Annotated in this window: 16 protein-coding genes; 3 read left to right on the top strand and 13 right to left on the bottom strand. The window is 64.6% G+C overall.

Annotation, left to right across the window (positions count from 1 at the left end; all coding sequences use genetic code 11):
- Positions 1-39 precede the first annotated feature (39 nt).
- A complete protein-coding gene (locus METLW3_RS0106245) occupies positions 40-483 on the top strand; it encodes a hypothetical protein (RefSeq protein WP_064032915.1) in 444 nt (147 codons plus the stop codon).
- Here METLW3_RS0106245 and METLW3_RS0106240 read toward each other — a convergent pair whose 3' ends face one another.
- Positions 484-1032, bottom strand: coding sequence for a hypothetical protein (locus METLW3_RS0106240; protein ID WP_024879109.1), 549 nt, complete (start codon positions 1030-1032; stop codon positions 484-486).
- 218 nt (positions 1033-1250) lie between these two features.
- Here METLW3_RS0106240 and METLW3_RS0106235 point away from each other — a divergent pair, with 218 nt between their 5' ends.
- Positions 1251-2435 carry a hypothetical protein gene (locus tag METLW3_RS0106235; RefSeq protein ID WP_024879108.1) on the top strand — a complete coding sequence of 395 codons (1185 nt, stop codon included), beginning with the start codon at positions 1251-1253 and terminating at the stop codon, positions 2433-2435.
- A 13-nt stretch (positions 2436-2448) separates the two neighbouring features.
- Here METLW3_RS0106235 and METLW3_RS0106230 read toward each other — a convergent pair whose 3' ends face one another.
- From METLW3_RS0106230 to METLW3_RS0106175, 12 genes are all read right to left on the bottom strand, one after another.
- Positions 2449-3042 carry a transglycosylase SLT domain-containing protein gene (locus METLW3_RS0106230; RefSeq protein WP_024879107.1) on the bottom strand — a complete coding sequence of 198 codons (594 nt, stop codon included), beginning with the start codon at positions 3040-3042 and terminating at the stop codon, positions 2449-2451.
- A complete protein-coding gene (locus METLW3_RS28720; protein WP_198022747.1) occupies positions 2990-4753 on the bottom strand; it encodes a flagellar hook-length control protein FliK in 1764 nt (587 codons plus the stop codon). The genes METLW3_RS0106230 and METLW3_RS28720 overlap by 53 nt, the downstream gene beginning before the upstream one ends.
- 2558 nt (positions 4754-7311) lie before the next feature.
- Positions 7312-8472, bottom strand: a complete 1161-nt coding sequence (locus METLW3_RS26780) for a hypothetical protein (RefSeq protein ID WP_024879105.1) — start codon at positions 8470-8472, stop codon at positions 7312-7314.
- Complete coding sequence (locus METLW3_RS0106215; RefSeq protein WP_024879104.1) at positions 8469-9566, bottom strand: flagellar motor protein MotB; 1098 nt, start codon at positions 9564-9566, stop codon at positions 8469-8471. The genes METLW3_RS26780 and METLW3_RS0106215 overlap by 4 nt, the downstream gene beginning before the upstream one ends.
- Positions 9563-10219, bottom strand: coding sequence for a hypothetical protein (locus tag METLW3_RS0106210; RefSeq protein ID WP_024879103.1), 657 nt, complete (start codon positions 10217-10219; stop codon positions 9563-9565). Before METLW3_RS0106210 ends, METLW3_RS0106215 begins: the two co-directional genes overlap by 4 nt.
- Positions 10219-11868, bottom strand: coding sequence for a flagellar basal-body MS-ring/collar protein FliF (fliF, locus tag METLW3_RS0106205; RefSeq protein WP_024879102.1), 1650 nt, complete (start codon positions 11866-11868; stop codon positions 10219-10221). The genes METLW3_RS0106210 and fliF overlap by 1 nt, the downstream gene beginning before the upstream one ends.
- Positions 11869-12010: 142 nt before the next feature.
- Entirely contained in the window at positions 12011-12922 is a 912-nt protein-coding gene (locus METLW3_RS0106200; protein WP_024879101.1) for a flagellin, read from the bottom strand.
- 328 nt (positions 12923-13250) lie between these two features.
- Positions 13251-14162 carry a flagellin gene (locus METLW3_RS0106195; protein ID WP_024879100.1) on the bottom strand — a complete coding sequence of 304 codons (912 nt, stop codon included), beginning with the start codon at positions 14160-14162 and terminating at the stop codon, positions 13251-13253.
- Between the two features lie 261 nt (positions 14163-14423).
- Entirely contained in the window at positions 14424-15158 is a 735-nt protein-coding gene (gene fliP, locus METLW3_RS0106190; RefSeq protein WP_024879099.1) for a flagellar type III secretion system pore protein FliP, read from the bottom strand.
- Positions 15155-15757: a flagellar basal body-associated FliL family protein gene (locus tag METLW3_RS0106185; RefSeq protein WP_024879098.1), complete on the bottom strand. Its 603-nt coding sequence runs from the start codon at positions 15755-15757 to the stop codon at positions 15155-15157. Before METLW3_RS0106185 ends, fliP begins: the two co-directional genes overlap by 4 nt.
- A gap of 19 nt (positions 15758-15776) precedes the next feature.
- Positions 15777-16502: a flagellar basal body L-ring protein FlgH gene (gene flgH, locus METLW3_RS0106180; protein ID WP_024879097.1), complete on the bottom strand. Its 726-nt coding sequence runs from the start codon at positions 16500-16502 to the stop codon at positions 15777-15779.
- Positions 16499-17050 (bottom strand): hypothetical protein, encoded by a 552-nt coding sequence (locus METLW3_RS0106175; RefSeq protein ID WP_024879096.1) that lies wholly within the window; start codon positions 17048-17050, stop codon positions 16499-16501. The genes flgH and METLW3_RS0106175 overlap by 4 nt, the downstream gene beginning before the upstream one ends.
- 242 nt (positions 17051-17292) lie before the next feature.
- Between METLW3_RS0106175 and METLW3_RS0106170 the strand changes: the two genes are divergently transcribed.
- Positions 17293-17961: a response regulator transcription factor gene (locus tag METLW3_RS0106170; RefSeq protein WP_024879095.1), complete on the top strand. Its 669-nt coding sequence runs from the start codon at positions 17293-17295 to the stop codon at positions 17959-17961.
- Positions 17962-17983 lie beyond the last annotated feature (22 nt).

Below are 17983 nucleotides of genomic sequence, written 5' to 3'. Positions count from 1 at the left end.
TCGCGGTCATGATCCCGGCCCTGCTTGCGGCTCGGGACCATGACGAATTTCGCGACGATCCTCGATAGCCTGGAAAAAACGCCCCGCCCCACGGAGCGAGACGCCGGGCCTGTGCGTCCCCCGCCGATGGGAACGCTGCTGCGCGAGAAGGCGGCGCCATCGCCGCTATCGCAGGAAGATCGCGCGGCGCGAATATCCCGCGCTTATGGAGCCGATCCCGCAATACCGCAGGAGCCTCCGCCCGCGCCGCCGCAGCCGAAAGCCGCGCGGCTGCCGGAGCGTGAGGAGGTTCTCGTCGAGCTCTTGCGCGCCGAAGGCTCGATTGCGAAGCTCGGCGCGCTACGGCGGCGGCTCGCCTGGGCCTGCCACCCGGATCGGCAGGAGAAATCGCGCGCGCGGCAAGCGGAGCGCCTGCTCGCGGAGTTCAACGCGCAGATCGATCAGGCCGTCGCGCGAGCCAATGCGCGCGCCGCGCGGCGCTGATCACTCGCCGATGACGACTCCGGCGCTGGAGACCAGCGCCCATTTCTCGCCGCGACGCTCCAGCGCGGTGACGCGGCCGAGCCCCTCCACGAGATCGCCCGGCGATACTTTGATGATCGCATTCGGGGTCTGCAGCAGAGCGACTCCCGATCGCACGCTGAGCAGCGTGAATCCGGGAACGCCCGCCTCCGATTGCGGCTCGCCGATCGAGCCGACGGGCGTGAAGTCGACCTTGCCGCGCTGATCGGCGATCTGCGTCTGAATGCGCTTGGAGGCGATGACCGTGGGGCGGCTGTAGATGGCGAGATGCTCGAGACCGGCGAATTGCGGCCGCCGCTCCGCATCCGAAATCATATAGCCGGCGAAGGCCGTCGACACGACCGCGAGAGCGACCCCGACAGTGCGCAAGGCGAGCTCGCCGATATCGCGCGTCGGGCGCGTCGGCGGCGTGCGGCGCTCCGCGAAGAGATGCGGCGGCGCGACCTTCGGCTTGCCGAGCGGCGACGCGCGGCGCGGGCCATCGGAGCGATATGTCGGAGCGTCAACCATGCGATCGTTCCTCGAATCGATGAACTAGAAATGGATAGCTCAAAATCGAGCAAAGTTGAATCGAGCTTCGAAATTTCGACAAGCTTCGGGAAATCTTGGATCGTTAGCTATCGCATCGGACGCGAGGCGCGTCGATGGCGAAGGATGCGCCGAGTTCCGTTGAGCGATCGGAGCGGACAGACGGTGAATTTATGCGTATCGAGCAATCGTCGGATCCCATGAATGCGCTGCCGATCGGCCTCGCCAAGCTGACGCGGCTGGCTTTCGCCGGCGTCGATCTGAGCCGTGTCGCCGGCCGCCTGCTCGGCATGTGCGAGCGCGACCCGAACCACGCCGGCGCGCTGATGGATCTCGCGGTCATCGATCAGCTCGAGGGCAATCTCGCGACCGGATTGAAGCGGCAGGCCATGGCGCTGAGCAAGCAGCGCGTGTTCCGCAGCACCTGCTGCGGCGCCAATCCGAGATTGCGCGTTCTCGCATTCGTCGCCGCCGCCGACATAGGCGCCAACACGCCGCTCGAATTTCTGCTGGAAGGCTCCGACATCGCCTTGACGATGGTCTATGTGATGCCCGGCCGCGAGCTGCCCACCGTCCTGCCGGATCATGATCTCGCCTTTGTCGCGATCGCGGCGACGACCCTCAATCGTCGCCTGCTCGCCGAGCTCGAGGATCTGCTCGCCTATTGGCCGACGCCGGTCGTCAACCTTCCCGGCCGCGTCTCCATGCTGGAGCCGATCGAACTCGCCGCCAATCTGACGGAAGCCGGGCTGCGCACGCCAAATCTGCGTCGCATGCTGCACAACGAGCTGCGCGACGTCGCGGAGGCGAGCGAGGCCGACGGAAGCTTTCCGATCGTCATCCGCGCGATCGAGCAGCGCAATGAGCGCGGCGCCGAGAAAGTCGACACGGCGCTCGGCCTCGGCCTCTATCTCGGGAAGCGCTCGGACCGGGCCTATCTCGTGTCGCCATTCGTGGATTGCCGTGGACAGGACGGTCTCTATCGAAAAATTCGCCTGCTGTTTATCGACCGGCGCCCCTACGCCTGCCATCTCGCGGTCTCCGAAGGCTGGAACGGCTCCTATGTCGATGCGCGAATGGAAGCAGACCTGCGGCGCCGGCGCGAGGAGGAGCATTTCTTCGCGACCTTCGACACCGACTTCGTGACGCGCCATTCCGGCGCCTTCGAGGCGCTGGTCGAATGCGTCGGCCTCACCTATTTCGGCGTGGATTGCGCAGAGACGGAGAGCGGCGAGCTGGTCGTCTTCAAGGTCGATCACACGCTGCTGGTCCACGACATGGACCCCGTAGACGTGTTCCCTTACAAGCCGCCGCAGATGCGCAAGATATTCGACGCTTTCGCGTCCTATCTGCATCGCGCCGCGGTCGAGGGCGAGCGACGCTGAGCGCCGGCCCCGCTCAGCGCGACGCGGCCTCACGCCGCGGGCGGCAGAAATCGCGCGAGGCGTCGGTCCAGGCGCCGAAGCCGCTGGCGATCATATTGGCGATCACCGCGCACACATAGCTCTTCTGCGCCGGCGCATTCTTCGGCCCTGCGTGATAGCGCGCGACGGCGGAGGTCCATGTCCCTTCCCGCTTGTGAAGATCCTTGAGAAAGCGCGCCGCATAATCGACGTTTGCGCGCGGATCGAACATCGCCTCGACGCTGGCGAAGCGCGCGCCGTGATAGTGATGATTGACCTGCATGCAGCCGATATCGATGAGCACGGCGCCGGAACGCTTCGCCGCGAGAAATCGCATCATTGCCTCGCGGAAATCGGCGCTGAACACCGCCCGCCCCTCGACATTCATCGCGAAAGCGTTGAGCGCGCCCTTTTGCCCGGTCTCGGTGAGCGCCACCGCATAGAGCACTGCGAGAGGAACCGCATTCTCATTGGAGGCGCGGATCATCTCCCTTTCGCAAATATTGCTCGATGTCGGCCGGCCCTCGGCGTGCGCCTCACAGATAGACGTCGCCGCCACGGCGATCAGCGACGCGGCGAGGCTCGCCATTCGGCCCCCGCTCGCCATTCTCCGCGCCCGCGCCTTGCCTGCGCTCACCGCCCGATCCCCCATAGCCCGCTCCCTGTCGACCGACGCTCTGCTCCTCGCGTCCGGCTCCGCCCGATTGCGCAAAGGCGCCGCCATTATCGGACGCGGCTTGCGCATTGGCGGCGTCGGCGACGCTCTGGCCGATCTGAATGGTGCAGGAGTCGATGGTGCAGCCGGACGACTGCATCGCCTCGACGAGCTTCTCGCGCGTCGCATCGAGCCGGTGCAGCGCCTCGGTCGATTCGACGCTGATGCGCATGTCTATTCCCGAATGCGCCAGCTTCATCTTCACAGTGACCGCGCCGAGCGCCGCAGGCTCGAGCTCTATGGTCAGAATTTTGGGCGCAACGTTCTGCCGCTGCGCTTCGCCGACGTTCGCGGCGGGCGCCGCCGTTACCGTAGCCGAAGGCGCCAGAGAAGCAGAAGCGATCAGGCTGCGCGCTTGCGGCGCGAGCAGCTCGGCGAAAGCCGTCGGCAATTGTGTCGCAGGCGCGAGAATGGCGAGCGTTCCGATCGGCTCCGGCGCAGCGGCGCCTGCTCCGTCATCGACCGTCGCCGCGCTCGGCGCTGCGGAGACATTCGGCGCATCGCCCGTCACAGCAGACGCTGTCGTCGGCGTCGCCACATTGTCACGCGCGTCGAATGTCGCGGCTCTCATTTCGACGGACGGCGCCGGCCGATCGGCGGTCGCCGCCGCGGGGCGGCGATCCGAACTTCCGTCGCCGCTGGATGAAGCGGCTTCCACGCTGCGCGCATCGCCGAATGAAGTTGCGACAGTGGTGGGATCGACGGACTCCGCCACGGTCGATGCGCTCGCGCGCCGATCATTGGCCGAGATTCGATCGCTCGACCGAACGGCGCTCATACGATCGCGCTGTGGCGCGGATGCGGTCGGCGCGGCGCCCGACGCAACGATGGCCGCGCGCGGCGCATCGCCACTGGCGGGAGCCGAAGAGGATTGGATCTGCGCCGCGCCTGTCGATGCGGCCGGCGCTCGATCATCGCTCTGGATGTGATCCGCCAGCGCCGATGCGGGCGCGCGATCGTCGATCGACTCTATGAAAGAAAGATCTCGCGCTCGCCCACGATCGGCAGGCGCGCTCGAGGCGGGAGTCGGCGCGGACTGCGAGGCGCCGGCATCCGACGATCGCCGCACAACCTGCTGCGGAACGCTGGGGTCTGCGGCGCTCGCAGCAGGGGATGGCGCGGCGCGCGATGCGGCGGCGACGGACCGAGCGACGTCCGCGGCAGGCGTCGAACGGCGCCTTTCGCTCGAAATCTGCGAATCGGGTGTGGTAGCTGCGGTCGCGACATTTCGCTGCGACGCGGCCGTGTCGGCGGTCGCCGCATCCTGCTGCAGCATCGACAGCGACGGGCTCGACGTATCCGCAACCGGCGCCTCGGTCGCGGCGCGAGCGGTTCGGTCGACTTGCGCGCTTCGATCCAACGTTCCGCCGGTGAAACTGGACGCGCGCGTCGATGTGGCGCTCGTCGTCCCCATCCAGTCCGAGCGCCGATCATCGACATCGACCAATGTCGCAGGAACATCGCTTCGGCTACGATCAGAGGTTTCGAAAGACGTCGCCTGCCGACGGGCGGAAGCGTCCGCGGTCGTCACCTCGCCATAGGCGCGCGATTGGAACGCCGCCGCGCGCGTTGATGTGTCCTGCACAGTCGGCTCGGCGCTGTCCGAGGTAGAGCGTGCGCCGATGTCGGCGGCGATTTCCGTGCTGGGCGAAGCAGCGCGCGTATAAGCGCGCGTCGAAGTCGGAACAGCTTCAACCACGGGGTCACGCGGATCGAACGGCGTCAACGTCGTTGGCGTTTCGTATGGCGAAACAGCTGAGGCCGAGGGACCGATCTCGATGCGCGCCGACGGAGCGACGACACTCGTTTTGTCTGCTTGCGCGACTGAGACGCCGCCGAGATCGTCGGACGGACTCCCGCGCATATCAGGAGCAGGAGCCGCATAGAACGTCGAGGGCGCGAGCTCGGATTGCGAAGAAACGCTCGTCGATCGAGCCTGCCGAAGGAGATCGGAAGCCGACGGCGCCACATCGCCGCGAAGCTCGAAGGGCGCGAACGACCGAGCGCCAAAATTGGAGGCGACTGAAGGCGTCGATTCTGGAGAGTCGGACGATCTCTCCTCGATCGCGACATCTGGTGAACGCGGAGCAGCCGCTGCGAAAGCGTCTCCCTGCAAATCGACAGACGAGAGCGCAACCGCGGCGCGCCGTCCCTGCGCGACCGAAGATCGATCAGCGGCTGCAAGAGCGCTGTCATCCGAGGATGTCTGCGCCGCGCGAGGCGCCGAGGCGGGGCTCGATGACACGGATGGCGCGTAAGCGTTCTCGCCTCTAGCCGAATCGATTTGCGCCGAGGAAAGCGTTGCAGCGGGGTCCGCCGTTGGAGTTGGCGCATTGGTTTGCGAAGACGCGGGAGCTGATGGACGCGCGGGAGCACGCAAATCGAACGGCGCGAATGCGCTCGTGCGAGCGATCGGCGCCTCCAGAGCGCTCTCGTCCGAGCTTCGCGCGAGTGACTGGGTCTGCGTCTGCATCTCGAGCGCAGACGACGCCGACCGCACGGGAGCACGATCCAGATCATACGATGCGACGGAATCCAGGCGCGCATCCACGGCGGCGGCTCGCGGCGCGAACGACGTTTCCGCGGACGGCGATGCGGAGGCCGGAAGCGGCTGTCTCTGCGTCGTCGCCTCAATCTCGTCGAGCGACGCCGAAATGTCATTCGGGACGGGCGCGGAAGCGGCGAGCTCCGACACGGCAGGCGCTTCTATTGCCGATGAGCGCCCGGCCCCGAGCATCACGATGGGCGTCGAAAATGACGGCGAGTCGTTCGGCGAAGCAAATCTTACGGATGTCGCTTGCGGCGTCGCTGTGGGTGATACGCCTAGCTGAGCGATCGACGCGCCGAGCGAAGTGGCGGACATCTTATCGCCCGATACCGGCCGGCTCGCACGTCGAATGTCGATAGTTTCTGTCGGCGCCGATGAATCCGGGACCTCTGAATCGATACCGATGAGGCGCGCCGACACACGATTGTCGGTTCCTTGCTCTGCGCTCACCTCGCCCGTGGACGGCGCCGAAACAATCGCATCGACGTGGACGAAATTCGCACGCGAGGAGGCTTCCACGCGCAGAGGTTCGGCGACCAAAGTCGCGACTGCCGAAGCAGCGACCGGTTGCGGCCCGGTGGCCTCTCGCGCGGCAGATTGGACCGACGGAGGCGCTTCGATCGGCGGCGTTTGCGAATTCGTCGCACCAACCATGGACGAGTCTCGCTGCGGCGCGGCCGCGGCGGGCGCTAGCCCCGACGAGACAGCCGCAACCGGAGCGCTGCGTGGATCGGGCGTCGTGGCGACGACAGCTTTTTCGTCGTCTGATGCGCGGCCGCTGAGATTGCGCGACATCATGACATTGGCCGCCGAAGCGATGACGCTCCGCCCGGCTGTCGAGTCGGAGCGCAAAGAAGAGGCGGGCCGCGATGCGGATGCAAGCGGAGCTTCGCTCTGCCGCTCCACGGAGGCTTGCGCGGACGCCGCTGGCGTCGACTGAGAAGCCATGTCGGAGAGTCCGCTGGAAGCGCCAGTTGTCGATGGGATCGTCGACACAACGCCGGAAGACCAGACGCGCGGCTCGACGGCCTGATCGATTTTGTCGGCCTGCTGCAACGAGGGCGCCGCATCCGACGTCCGTGCCGGCGGCGAAGCGTCAGGACCAGCGCTGTCCGCGATACGCCTGCCGGACTCGATCGTGCTCGGTCGCGGTGAAGACATGGGCGCGGAGAAACGGCGCGCAACCTCGTTCGCGCCACTATCCGCTCGTGATCCACCCGCTTCCTCGCGCATCGGCGCCGCTGTCTCATCGATGGATGCGCCATCGGATGGAGCCGGCGCCGATTGCGCATCGACAGCGGGCCGCCAGCTCATGTCGAATGCCGGGACCGCGACGAAAGCCAGCATCTGCGGCGCCGCATTGCTCGTCGCCTCAGCGGCCGCAGCTTCCTCGGAATCCGACACCCTATGATCTGCCATCGCTTCCGCGGCAGGGAGGCGCGCAGAGACAGTGCTTCGATCGTCGAGATCGGAGAGCAGCGAAGCGAATTGATCGGCGTCCGCGCCGTCAGAATCACGCTGCCCGGACGAAGCCGCGTCGGTCTGACGAGCAAGAAGACGTGCGGTCTGAAGATTGGGAAAAAGAGCGTCGAGAGTCATCTGCGTGTCGCCCGCTGCAGCAGCGCGTCGGCGTCGCTCAACGCCTGCTGCGCAGAGCGCTCGACCGTCGAATCGGGACGCGTCGCCTCTTGGGCCGGCGTGGTCGCCGCGGCGGAAGAGACGCCGTCGGTCACGCCCTGAAGACGGCTGATCGCGGCGGTCACGATGTTGCGAACTTCGACATCGGCCGAAGGCAGAATTCTCGGATCGATTTTTTGGAACTCCGCTTCCGCCGTCTCGAACTCACCAGTGAGCCCGGCGATCGCAGCGCGATAGAGCTCTACGCGCGCGCGGGCGGCGGGCGTGTCTGCGAGAGGCCCTGCATATTGCGTCTCCGTCGTCGCCAGGGCGACACGGCCGCTCAGAATCGCTTGCCGCGCGACGCCCATATGCGTCTCGAAACGCAATCCTGGCGAGGCGCCTTTCAGCAGACCGCGGAATTCGCTCAAGCGGGAATTGTCGCCATTGGCGGCCGCGCGCAGCGTCGCGGCGCGCATTTCGTCCCAATAATTGCGGGAGAAAGGCGATCTTGCGTATTGCGAGCCATAGCGACGGCCGAGCACGAGAAATTTTGTGGGATCCTGCGTCACATCGACGATCGACATCTCGCGTCGCAGGGCGGCCTCCTCGACAAGGGAGCTCGGCATCAGCAAACGCGCGAGATCGAACAGCTCGCGCGCCTTCGCTCTATCGGAGCCGATCAGCAATCCGCCTTGGATCAATGCGAGATGCGCGGCGAGCGTGTCGGACTGCGTTCGCGCATCGATCGGCGCCAGCAGCTTGGCGGCCTCGTCATTATGGCCTTCCGCATAGGCGACGGCGCCGGCGACGAGCGGCGTTTCGGCATCGGGGATGAGATGGGCGTCGAGAATTTTGCGGATCGAGCGGGATGGGCCGCCGCAGAACAGGAAGATCGCTGCGGCGACAGAATTGCTCTTTTCCTTCCAGGCGTCGGCTTCGAGCGAAGCGACGACCTGCTCTATGCGCTCGATCTGCGCAGGAATCGCGCCACGGGCGCCGGCCGCGCCCTGCACCATCGACCCTTGCAAAGTGTTGAGCGCGCGCACCTGCTCGGTGAGCTCGCCCGCTTCGGCGCAATATGCCGGACCGAAGCTCAGGCCAGCGGCGAGAATGACGGCTCGCGCGAATATCCTCACCGATCGCTCCTGCGCAGCAAGATTTCGATGCGGCGATTGACCGCCGCGAGCGGCTCTTTGGGAGTCTTCGGCCGACGATCGGCATAGCCGGCGATCTTCACCACGCGCTTCTCGGGAAGCCCGCCGCGCACGAGCATGTAATAGGCCATGTTGGCGCGATCGGAAGAGAGACGCCAATTGTCATAGGTCGCCGATTTATAAGATCGACCGTCCGTGTGTCCGCGCAGCTCGATCTCGCCGCTCTGCTTGGCGAGGAGCTGGCCGATTTGGCCGATGATGCGGACGGCCTGCGGCCGCGGCTCGACGGAGCCGACGGCGAACATCGAGAATGCGGCGTCGTCCGTGAGGCTGATGAGCAGCCCTTCGGACGTCTCCGCAACCTCGACATGCGGAGCCGCGCGCAATGCGGCGAGCTCGGCTTTCACGACCTTCTCCACTGCGGCCTTCACACTGGCGGCCGTTGCGTCGCCCTTCTTGTCCTCGCCTTGCGCCGAAGCCGCCCCGCGCGGAGGCTGCGCCGCAGATTTGCTCTGCGGCGTCGATGGCGCGGGCTTTGCGCGCGGAGCTTCCAGCGGCTCGGCCGTCGTCGATTTGTCCGGCGAGCCGCTGTCCTCGATGCGCTCGTCCACATAGCCGACGCCATGGGCGCTGCGATCGAAGGGGTCGCCGAAGGACGAAGGCTGCGCCGATTTTTTGTCGATCTCGTCGAGAGTCGACATCGGGTCGTAAAGGAGCGCGGCCTCGCGCTGTGGGCTGTCCTTCTCCGCGGAAGCCGGCGGCGCCGAGGCCGGCGCGCCCTTGTCCGGCGCAGTGTTGGATTGCTGGCTCTTTCCCTGCCCCGCTTCGGCTGGATCACGCAGCCCCTTATGCGCGGGGTTAGAGTCGATGAGCTGCACGGGATTGAAATATTGAACGATCGCCGCCTTGGTCTCCTTCGATGTGGAATTGATGAGCCACATCACCAGAAAGAAGGCCATCATAGCTGTCATGAAGTCGGCGAAGGCGAGCTTCCAGACGCCGCCATGATGCGCTTCCTCTTCATCGCCATGCTTCTTGCGAATGAAGATGATCTCGCTTTCCTCGTGATCGCTCATGCGGCGTCATCTCCTTCGCGCAGCTGCGCCATCCATTCGCCGAGGCGGGTCTCGATCGTCGTGGCGTCGAGACGCGCACGCACGTCGACGCCGCCGACATCCTCGATCTTCGTGGCGATATCCTCGCCATTGAGCTTGGCGCAGACCGCCTCGAGCAGATCCACGGGTCCGCTGAGATGAATCACCGGATTTTCCCGATCGGCGATGAGAATGCGCAGAGTGTCCATGAGGGCGACGAGCATCTTCTCTCTGATCTCTCGCACCACGAAGGGCTCGAGAATGCGCTCGACGTCTTCGCCGATGCGCGCGGAGTAGCGGCCGAGCGAGTCGCGAAATTCACGACCGAGCCGCTCGCCTTCTTCGCGCGACCAGCGACGCCGCTCCTCCTCTAGCCGCTGCGCGACGGCCGCGCGCTCGCGCGCGATCATCTCGTCGCATTCGGCCTTGGCGGCGGCGCGCCCTTCCTCGAGCAATTGCTCGCGCAGCTCATCGGTGAGAACGGGTCGGATATCTTCCGGCTCGGGCTCTGGGAGATCGATCGCCGGCTCCGGCTCCGGCTCGTCGAATTCGATGGCGAGCGGGGACGGCTCGGGCGCGAGGATTTTCGGCTGCTCGTCGAAACAAGGAAGATAGAAGGCGACCGAGCGCGCCATCAAACGCGTCCCTCCGCATACATCCATTGCTTCAGAATCGCCACGGCCTGCATCTCATCGGCCTCGATCAGCTGCTCGAGCCGCTTCTGCTGGGTGAACGTCTCCTGATCGGCGATATCCTCGATCAGCCCCGTATCGATCGCCGCCGCCATTGTGAATTCTGGCGCCTCGAGCGGAGTGAAGGGCAGCTCTATGCCTCCATCGAGGTCGAGCATCGGCGAGGCATTCTCGGCGAGCGCCGCGCTCGGAGTCTCCGCGAGCAGCGCACGGGTCGCGGGACGCAGGCCGAAGATGACGAGCATCACAGTGACGGCGATCAGCGCCAGAGCATTGATGACCGAGCCGAGCTGATGCGTGAGCGCGTCGGCCCAGCCCGGCGCCTCGACCGGACCCATATCGTTTTCATTGGGCATGAATTCGACAGCCGAAACCTTCACTGTATCGCCGCGCTCCTTGTGCAGGCCCGCGGCCGTCGAAACCAATTGCTCGATCTCCTTGATCTGCCGCTCGACCGCATCGGGCTTCGGCGCATCCTTGCCGGGACCACCGAGGCTGGCGCGATTGACCAGAACGGCGATGGAGATGTTCTCGACCGTATAGCCGCCGCTGACCGTGGTGATCGTCTTGGACGAGAGCTCGAAATTGGTGAGCTCCTCGTTCTTCTTGTTCTCGTCGTTGGACTGCTTGCCCTCGGATGCGGACGGCTTATTGTCCTGCGGAATATTGCGGTCCGAGCCGGTGGATCCGGTGGTGCTGTTGTTCTGCGACGTCGAATTCTCCTTGACGACGCGCACCGATCTCTCGACCCGCGACTCGGGATCGAAGATCGTCTCATTGGTCTGCTTGCGATCCGTGTTTATCCGCGTTCGCACGCTCACCTGGAAATTCGACAAGCGCAGATAGGGCGTGAGGGTACGGCGGATATTGTCCTGAATATCCTTGGCGACGGTGCGCTCGAGCGTCAGCGTCTTGCCGGGCACGGCGTCATTCTCATCGCCTTCGGAGGTCGTGAGCAGCATGCCGTCGGTATTGAGCACTGTGACTTGATCGACCGTCATGCCGGGAATGGATGCGGCGACGAGATGGCGGATCGCATGTGCCGCTTTGGAGTCGTCGGGGCTCTCCGTGCGAATGACGACGGAGGCGGAGGGCGGCTGCTTGGCGCGGCGGAACGAGCCTTCGTCGGCGAGCACGATATGCACGCGTGCGGCCTTCACGCCGCGAATCAGCTGAATGGTTCGCGCCAGCTCGCCTTCCAGCGCGCGTATGCGCGTCACCTCCTGCATGAAGGAGGTGAGGCCGAGCGAGCCGACCTTGTCGAACAGCTCGTAGCCGGCGTTGGCGCTCTGAGGCAGGCCTCTTTCGGCGAGCATCATGCGCGCTTGCGCGGTCTGGCCGTAGTGGACCGAGACGGCGTTGCCCTCGGGATTGATATCGAATGGAGTCCCGTTCGATTTCAACGCGGCGCCGATGCGGCTCACATCCTCTCGATCGAGGCCGGCGTAGAGCACCTCGAAGTTCGGACGTGAGAGGTAATAGGCCGCGACCCCGGTCACCGCCAGGACGAGGACAAAGATCATAGCGAGTGCGGCAAGCTTGCGGGGACCAAGTCCGAGCAGATTGTCTCGCAGCTGAATAAGGCGATCCATCGGGGGCGTTTCATCGGGTTGACGCGATGCGGTTCCCCAATGTGCAGGCGGTGGCTTGCGCGAACTTTGCCGATCGTCTCGGCTCAGACGAGGAAGGGCCTCGCCGTCGGCGGCGAGACCCTTGCTCGGATCGTCGAAATCGTCACTGGAACAGCTTGAGGATGATCTGGCTGTTCTGGTTGGCGATCGACAGCGACTGGACGCCGAGCTGCTGCTGGGTCTGCAGAGCCTGCAGGCGTGTCGACGCCTCGTTCATATCGGCGTCGACGAGCGAGCTGACGCCATTGGTGAGGGCTTCGTTCAGCGTCTTGACGAAGGCGGCCTGACCGGTGATCGTCGTCTGCGTCGCGCCGATCTGCGCCGCATATTTGGTGAGATCGGAGATCGCCTTGTCGGCGTTGGTCAGCGAATCGGTGATGACCGAGCTCGAGGAGACGTCCGTCGTCGACAGATTGGTGAAATCGGTCGCCGCGGTCGCGCCCGTTCCCTGCGCAGCTTCCAAAATGCCCGAGCCGGCCGCAACCGCAGGCGACGCGCCGCCGCCGCCGATCAGCGCGGTCGCCGTAAGATTGATCGTGTTGAGCGCCGAAGCCGTCGAGCCGCCGCCATCCGTGTAAGAGGCGATAAAGGCGAAGGAAGACTGCGAGCCGTCCAGAATGTTGAGGCCGTTGAAGCTCGCCGAGGCGACGATGCTCTTCAGCTGATTGCTGAGGCCGGTCAGGCTCGTGCCGATCTTCGCCGTGTCTGCGCCGGGCTGCGCCGCCTGCGCGACCGCCGATTTGATATTGTTGAGCACCGAGATCGCATTTGTGACGGCGGTCTGGGCGATGTTGAGGAGCGATGAGCTCACCGTCATCGAATCGCCGATCGTCGACAGCACGCCTTGATCGGACTTCATCGTCTCGGCGATCGACCAGGTCGAGGCGTTGTCGGTGGCGCTCGAAATCTTGAGGCCGGTCGAAACTTCCTTCTGGGTGCTCGCAAGCGCCTGCTGCGTCGCCCGCAGCGACTGAAGGGCCGTGATAGCCGAGGGGTTAGTGAGAATGCTGGACATGACTCATCGATCCCTTTTGGGGTGAAACTAGTGACGAAAGGCATCCCGGAATTTCACCGGCTCGACGGAAACGGCATCATGCCTTTGGGCTCGGGAGCCCTATCCGAAGCAATCATCGGCGGAGCGCCACATCGCGGGAGCCAATCCACTCGACGACCCGTCGAAACCGTTCCGGTCTCGACGGTTACAGCACAGCCTGCACGGTGGTTAACCTAACTAGATAACCTTAATAAAGGTCTAAACGGGCAAAGCGTCCGCCGCGCACGCGCGACAAAAAAAGCCGCGCCCCGAAGGGCGCGGCTTCTTTTCGGGTTTGGAGAGTGGCGTATTACTGGAACAGGCGCAGGATGATCTGGCTGTTCTGATTGGCGATCGACAGCGACTGGACGCCGAGCTGCTGCTGCGTCTGCAAGGCCTGCAGGCGGGTCGAAGCTTCGTTCATGTCGGCGTCGACCAGCGAGCTGACGCCCGCCGTCAGACCTTCGTTCAGCGTCTTGACGAAGGCGGCCTGTCCATTGACGCTGGTCTGCGTCGCGCCGATCTTCGACGCATATTGCGTCAGATCCGCGATCACCTTGTCGGCGTTCGACAGAGTGTCGGTGATCGTCGAGCTCGAAGCGACGTCGGAGGACGACAGGCTCGTGAAATTCGTCGCGGCGGTGGCGCCGGTGGCCTGAGCGGCCTCCAATATGCCCGCGCCGGCCGCGACCGCCGGAGAAGCGCCGCCGCCGCCGATCAGGGCGGAGACCGACAGGTTGATCGTGTTCAGCGCCGAGGCCGAAGTGCCGGTGCCGTCGCTATAGGAGGCGATGGAGTTGAAGGTGCTGCGCGAGCCGTCGAGCAGATTCAAGCCATTGAAATTCGCCGAGCTGACAATGCTCTTGAGCTGATCGCTGAGACCGGTGAGGCTCGTGCCGATCTTGGCCAGATCCGCGCCGGGCTGAGCGGCCTGCGCGACGGCGGATTTGATGTTGTTGACGACCGAAATGGCGTTGGTCACCGCGGCCGTAGCGACGTTGAGCACAGAGGAGCTGACCGACAGCGAGTCGCTGATCGTCGAGAGAACGCCCTGATCGGATTTCATCGTCTGAGCGATCGACCAGGTCGAGGCGTTGTCAGTGGCCGAAGAAATCTTCAGGCCCGTCGAAATCTCCTTCTGCGTGGAAGCGAGAGACGACTGGACCGAGCGCAGCGATTGCAGAGCGGTGATGGCGGAGGCGTTGGTCAAAATGCTGGTCATGACTCGTCGATCCTTGGATGAGGTGAACGCGACATCCCGGAAACTCACCGGCTCGACGGAAGCGGCATCATGCCTTGGGCGCCCTGCCCTATCCGAAGAACTCTGTCGACGGCGCGCCTGCGGTCTCGCATAGCCGCGCCGGACAATCGGATATTACACGTAGGGCGCAGGATCGCCACAAATCGCGGAAAATGCGATTAATGAAGGGCTAACAGGGATTTGGAGCCGCGCTGCCGGCTTGGCGCTCCCTGGGACGCTGGTTCAGCCGTAGGAGCGGATGAGGCTGCCGACGAGGAGATTCCACCCATCGATGAGGATGAAGAACAGCACTTTGATCGGCAAGGAGATCGCGGTCGGGGGCAGCATCATCATGCCCATCGACATTGTGATCACCGCGACGACCATGTCGATGACGAGAAAGGGCAGCACGATGAGAAAGCCGATCTCGAAGCCGCGACGCAGCTCGGAGATCATGAAGGCGGGGGCGAGAACCTGGAGACCGAGCTTCTCGTAATCTCCGGTCGTCCCTTTGTCCTTGGTCAAATTCTCGAACAGCTTGATGTCCTTGTCGCGCACATTGGCGATCATGAACTTGCGGAACGGCTGCGAGATTTTGTCGAACGCCTCCACCTCGGTGATCTTATTGTCCATCAACGGCTTCAGCCCGTCCTTCCAGGCCGCGTCGAAAGTCGGCGCCATCACATAGAAGGTCATGAACAAAGCGAGGCTGATGAGCACGAGATTGGCCGGCGTGCTCTGCAGCCCCAAGCCGCTGCGCAGAAACGACAGCGCTATGGCGAAGCGGGTGAAGCTCGTCACCATGATGAGCAGGCCCGGCGCGATGGAGAGGACCGTCAACAGGACGAGGATCTGCACGATCCTGCCACTAGCCGCGCCGCCTCCTGCGGGCAGCAGTGCGTTGAGGTCGAACCCCTGCGCCAGAGCGGCGGTCGGCGCAAGGAGGAGGAGGAGAAGGATCGCGGCTGCGCGCTTCATTGAACGACCAGGGCTTGAATGATGACCTCCTGAATGTGACCTTCCGAACGTGTCGCCGCCCGATCCGTCAGATCCTCGTGCAGGCGCCGCAGCCCGTCCGAGCCCTCGAGCGAGGAAAGCGTCATCGTCCGCAGAAAGGCGACGATGTCCGCGGTCACTTGCGAGATCAATATGTCCGGCTGCGGCACGGCTTGGGAATCATAGACGATCGACGCCTGAAGGCGCACCCATCCGGTCTCCGGCAGGGCGAGATTGGTGACGATCGGCGCGAGCTCCTTGAGCTTCATCTTCGCCTGCGGCGCATCCTTCGCGCCTTCGTTCGGCGCGGCGGCGCCATGTCCGCCATGCGCCTGCCCGCCATGTCCCTGCGCGCCATGCCCCTTATCGGCGGACTCCGCGCTTTTTTTCGGCGCCGCGCTCTCGGCCGGCGCCGGCTCGGCGGGTTTGGCGGCCGTGGACGGATCGCCGGTCAGCGTGAAGCCGAGGAAGCCCCCGCCTCCGGCGCCGAGAACCGTCGCGACGATGAGCGCGAGCGCCAGCTGACCGGAGGACGACGAATGCGTTTCGGCGGCGGTGGTGGTGCCAGACGGCGCGGCCACGTTCCTTCCCCTTCCTATCTCAGAACGGCGCGAATATGTCGTAGGCCTGCTGGCCCCATGCGGGCTGCTGCACCTCCGTCAATCGCCCACGTCCGCCATAGGAGACGCGCGCCTCGGCGATCTTGTCGTAGGAGATCATATTGTCCTTGCCGATGTCGCGCGGCCGCGCGATGCCGGCGATCGTCAGCACGCGCAGCTCGTAATTCACGCGGATCTCCTGCGACCCGCGCAGCATGAGATTGCCATTGGGCAGAACCGCGGTGACGACGGCGGCGACCGAAAGCCGAATCTGCTCCGAGCGGTTGATCGACCCCTGCCCCTGCGTCGAGCTGCTCGACTGCAGATCATTATTGACCGTGCCTGTCCATTTGCGCTCCGGCGGAGCGGATGACGCGCCAGCGAGGAAATCGAACAGAAACGACCAGGTCGTCTTGACCTTCGAATCGCGCGAGCGATCGGTCGAATTGCCGAGCACCGCCTTGTCGTCCATAGATATGTTCACGGTGACGACATCGCCGACGGTCATCGCGCGCACATCGCGATAGAGATTGACCCTGTTCTCGTCCAGCCGCATCTGCGGCCCGAGCGCCGGCGGACGCGTCGAGCCGGTCGGCAGCTGATCGTCATAAGCGGACAATCCGCTGCCGACGGGACTCATATGTGGCTCGCGCCCGATGTCGCGCGGGTCCGTGGCGCATCCGGCGAGCGCCAGCGCCGAGCCGATCGCTATAGCAAGCCGCTTCATTGCTTCTTTCCGCCGCCGACGAGGCTCGACAGAGCGGCGACCTTCTTGGTCAGCACGACGGCGCGGGAGGCCTCCATCTCGTTGAGAATCGCGCTGGACTGCTTTGGCTGCAGCCGCATGAGCATGGCCGCCGCCATGTCCTCCTCCATATTCGCGAATTGCGCGGCGGCGGCTTCCGGCCGCATGCGTCCATAGATAGAGACGAGCCGTTCGTCGGTCTGCTTCAGCAGCGTGTCGTAGCGATCGAGCACATCCTGCAGCTCCGCGCGCTTGGCTTCGAGCTCCGCGGTGCGCTTGGCGATTCGCTGCTCGATATCCAGCAGCTCCTTCTCCTGCCGCGCATTGCGAGCGGCGCCGGCGGCGGCGGCTATATCGGCGCAATATTGGCGCGCATCGGGAGGCGGCGGCGCGGCGCGCGCCTCTCGCGCCCGCGGAGGCTCCTCCTTGGCGACAGGCTCCGCCTTCTTCTGCTCCGCTCCGACGGCGAAGGCGCATGAGACGAACGCCGCCGCGGCGACGAGCGGAAGCGCCTTTCGCAAATTTGACATTGGATCTGGCCCGGGGTCTGGCTCGACGTCTATGTTCGACGAACCATAGGCTGACCGATCCGCCTTGCGTGTGGCTTGCTCGAGACGCAGCGCGCGGCGAACACCGCGGACACAGGCTGGTAAAGAAAGCATTACTTTATTTGGTTACTATTTCGTTGACGCCACGGAATCGATGCGGCTAAGTAGTCCGTATAGTGATTCGCGCAGATTGCCAGGGCGAGACAGATGTCAAGGGGACGGCAATGTTCATAATCGTCGATGAGCGTGAACTGGTGACGAGTGGGTATGCGCGCCACTTCGGCCAGGAGGGAATCTCCTCGGCGGGGTTCTGTTCCGGGCAGTTCATCGATTGGGTCGACTCCGCGGTCGAGACGGATATGCTCGCCGTGGAGGCCTTTTTGATCGGGGAGTGCCCGGAGCGCGAAGAGCTGCCGAAGCTCATTCGCAAGCGGTCTCAGGCGCCCGTCATCGCGATGAACGAGGCGCCGTCTCTCGAGCAGACGCTCGGGCTGTTCACGGCCGGCGTCGACGACGTCGTCCGCAAGCCGATTCACGTGAAAGAGATTCTCGCGCGCGTCTACGCTATTCGTCGCCGTGCGGAGACACGTCGCGATCATGCGGTGGTCGGGCCGATGCAGGTGTTCTTCGACGGCCGCGATCCACTGGTGCGCGGAGAGCCCTTCAACCTGCCGCGACGCGAGCGCAGGATTCTCGAATATTTCGTGATGAATCGCGGGCGCCGTCTGACCAAGTCGCAAATCTTCAACGCGGTCTACGGTCTCTTCGACGATGTGGTCGAGGAGAATGTCGTCGAGAGCCATGTGAGCAAGCTGCGTAAGAAGCTGCGTGCGCGCCTCGGCTATGACCCGATCGATTCGCAACGCTTCCTCGGCTATATGATGGTCGGCTGAAAAGCGTTCTAAGCTTCGATAA

It is taken from the genome of Methylosinus sp. LW3 (assembly GCF_000527115.1).
In the GTDB taxonomy this organism is placed as follows: domain Bacteria; phylum Pseudomonadota; class Alphaproteobacteria; order Rhizobiales; family Beijerinckiaceae; genus Methylosinus.
This window is presented reverse-complemented; position numbering and strand designations above follow the sequence as displayed.

What these genes read in the sequence shown, in the direction of transcription:
- METLW3_RS0106245 (WP_064032915.1), top strand. Translation starts at nt 40, where the DNA reads ATGACGAATTTCGCGACGATCCTCGATAGCCTGGAAAAAACGCCCCGC.
- METLW3_RS0106240 (WP_024879109.1), bottom strand. Translation starts at nt 1,032, where the DNA reads ATGGTTGACGCTCCGACATATCGCTCCGATGGCCCGCGCCGCGCGTCG.
- METLW3_RS0106235 (WP_024879108.1), top strand. Translation starts at nt 1,251, where the DNA reads ATGAATGCGCTGCCGATCGGCCTCGCCAAGCTGACGCGGCTGGCTTTC.
- METLW3_RS0106230 (WP_024879107.1), bottom strand. Translation starts at nt 3,042, where the DNA reads ATGGCGAGCCTCGCCGCGTCGCTGATCGCCGTGGCGGCGACGTCTATC.
- METLW3_RS0106215 (WP_024879104.1), bottom strand. Translation starts at nt 9,566, where the DNA reads ATGAGCGATCACGAGGAAAGCGAGATCATCTTCATTCGCAAGAAGCAT.
- METLW3_RS0106210 (WP_024879103.1), bottom strand. Translation starts at nt 10,219, where the DNA reads ATGGCGCGCTCGGTCGCCTTCTATCTTCCTTGTTTCGACGAGCAGCCG.
- fliF (WP_024879102.1), bottom strand. Translation starts at nt 11,868, where the DNA reads ATGGATCGCCTTATTCAGCTGCGAGACAATCTGCTCGGACTTGGTCCC.
- METLW3_RS0106200 (WP_024879101.1), bottom strand. Translation starts at nt 12,922, where the DNA reads ATGTCCAGCATTCTCACTAACCCCTCGGCTATCACGGCCCTTCAGTCG.
- METLW3_RS0106195 (WP_024879100.1), bottom strand. Translation starts at nt 14,162, where the DNA reads ATGACCAGCATTTTGACCAACGCCTCCGCCATCACCGCTCTGCAATCG.
- fliP (WP_024879099.1), bottom strand. Translation starts at nt 15,158, where the DNA reads ATGAAGCGCGCAGCCGCGATCCTTCTCCTCCTCCTCCTTGCGCCGACC.
- flgH (WP_024879097.1), bottom strand. Translation starts at nt 16,502, where the DNA reads ATGAAGCGGCTTGCTATAGCGATCGGCTCGGCGCTGGCGCTCGCCGGA.
- METLW3_RS0106175 (WP_024879096.1), bottom strand. Translation starts at nt 17,050, where the DNA reads ATGTCAAATTTGCGAAAGGCGCTTCCGCTCGTCGCCGCGGCGGCGTTC.
- METLW3_RS0106170 (WP_024879095.1), top strand. Translation starts at nt 17,293, where the DNA reads ATGTTCATAATCGTCGATGAGCGTGAACTGGTGACGAGTGGGTATGCG.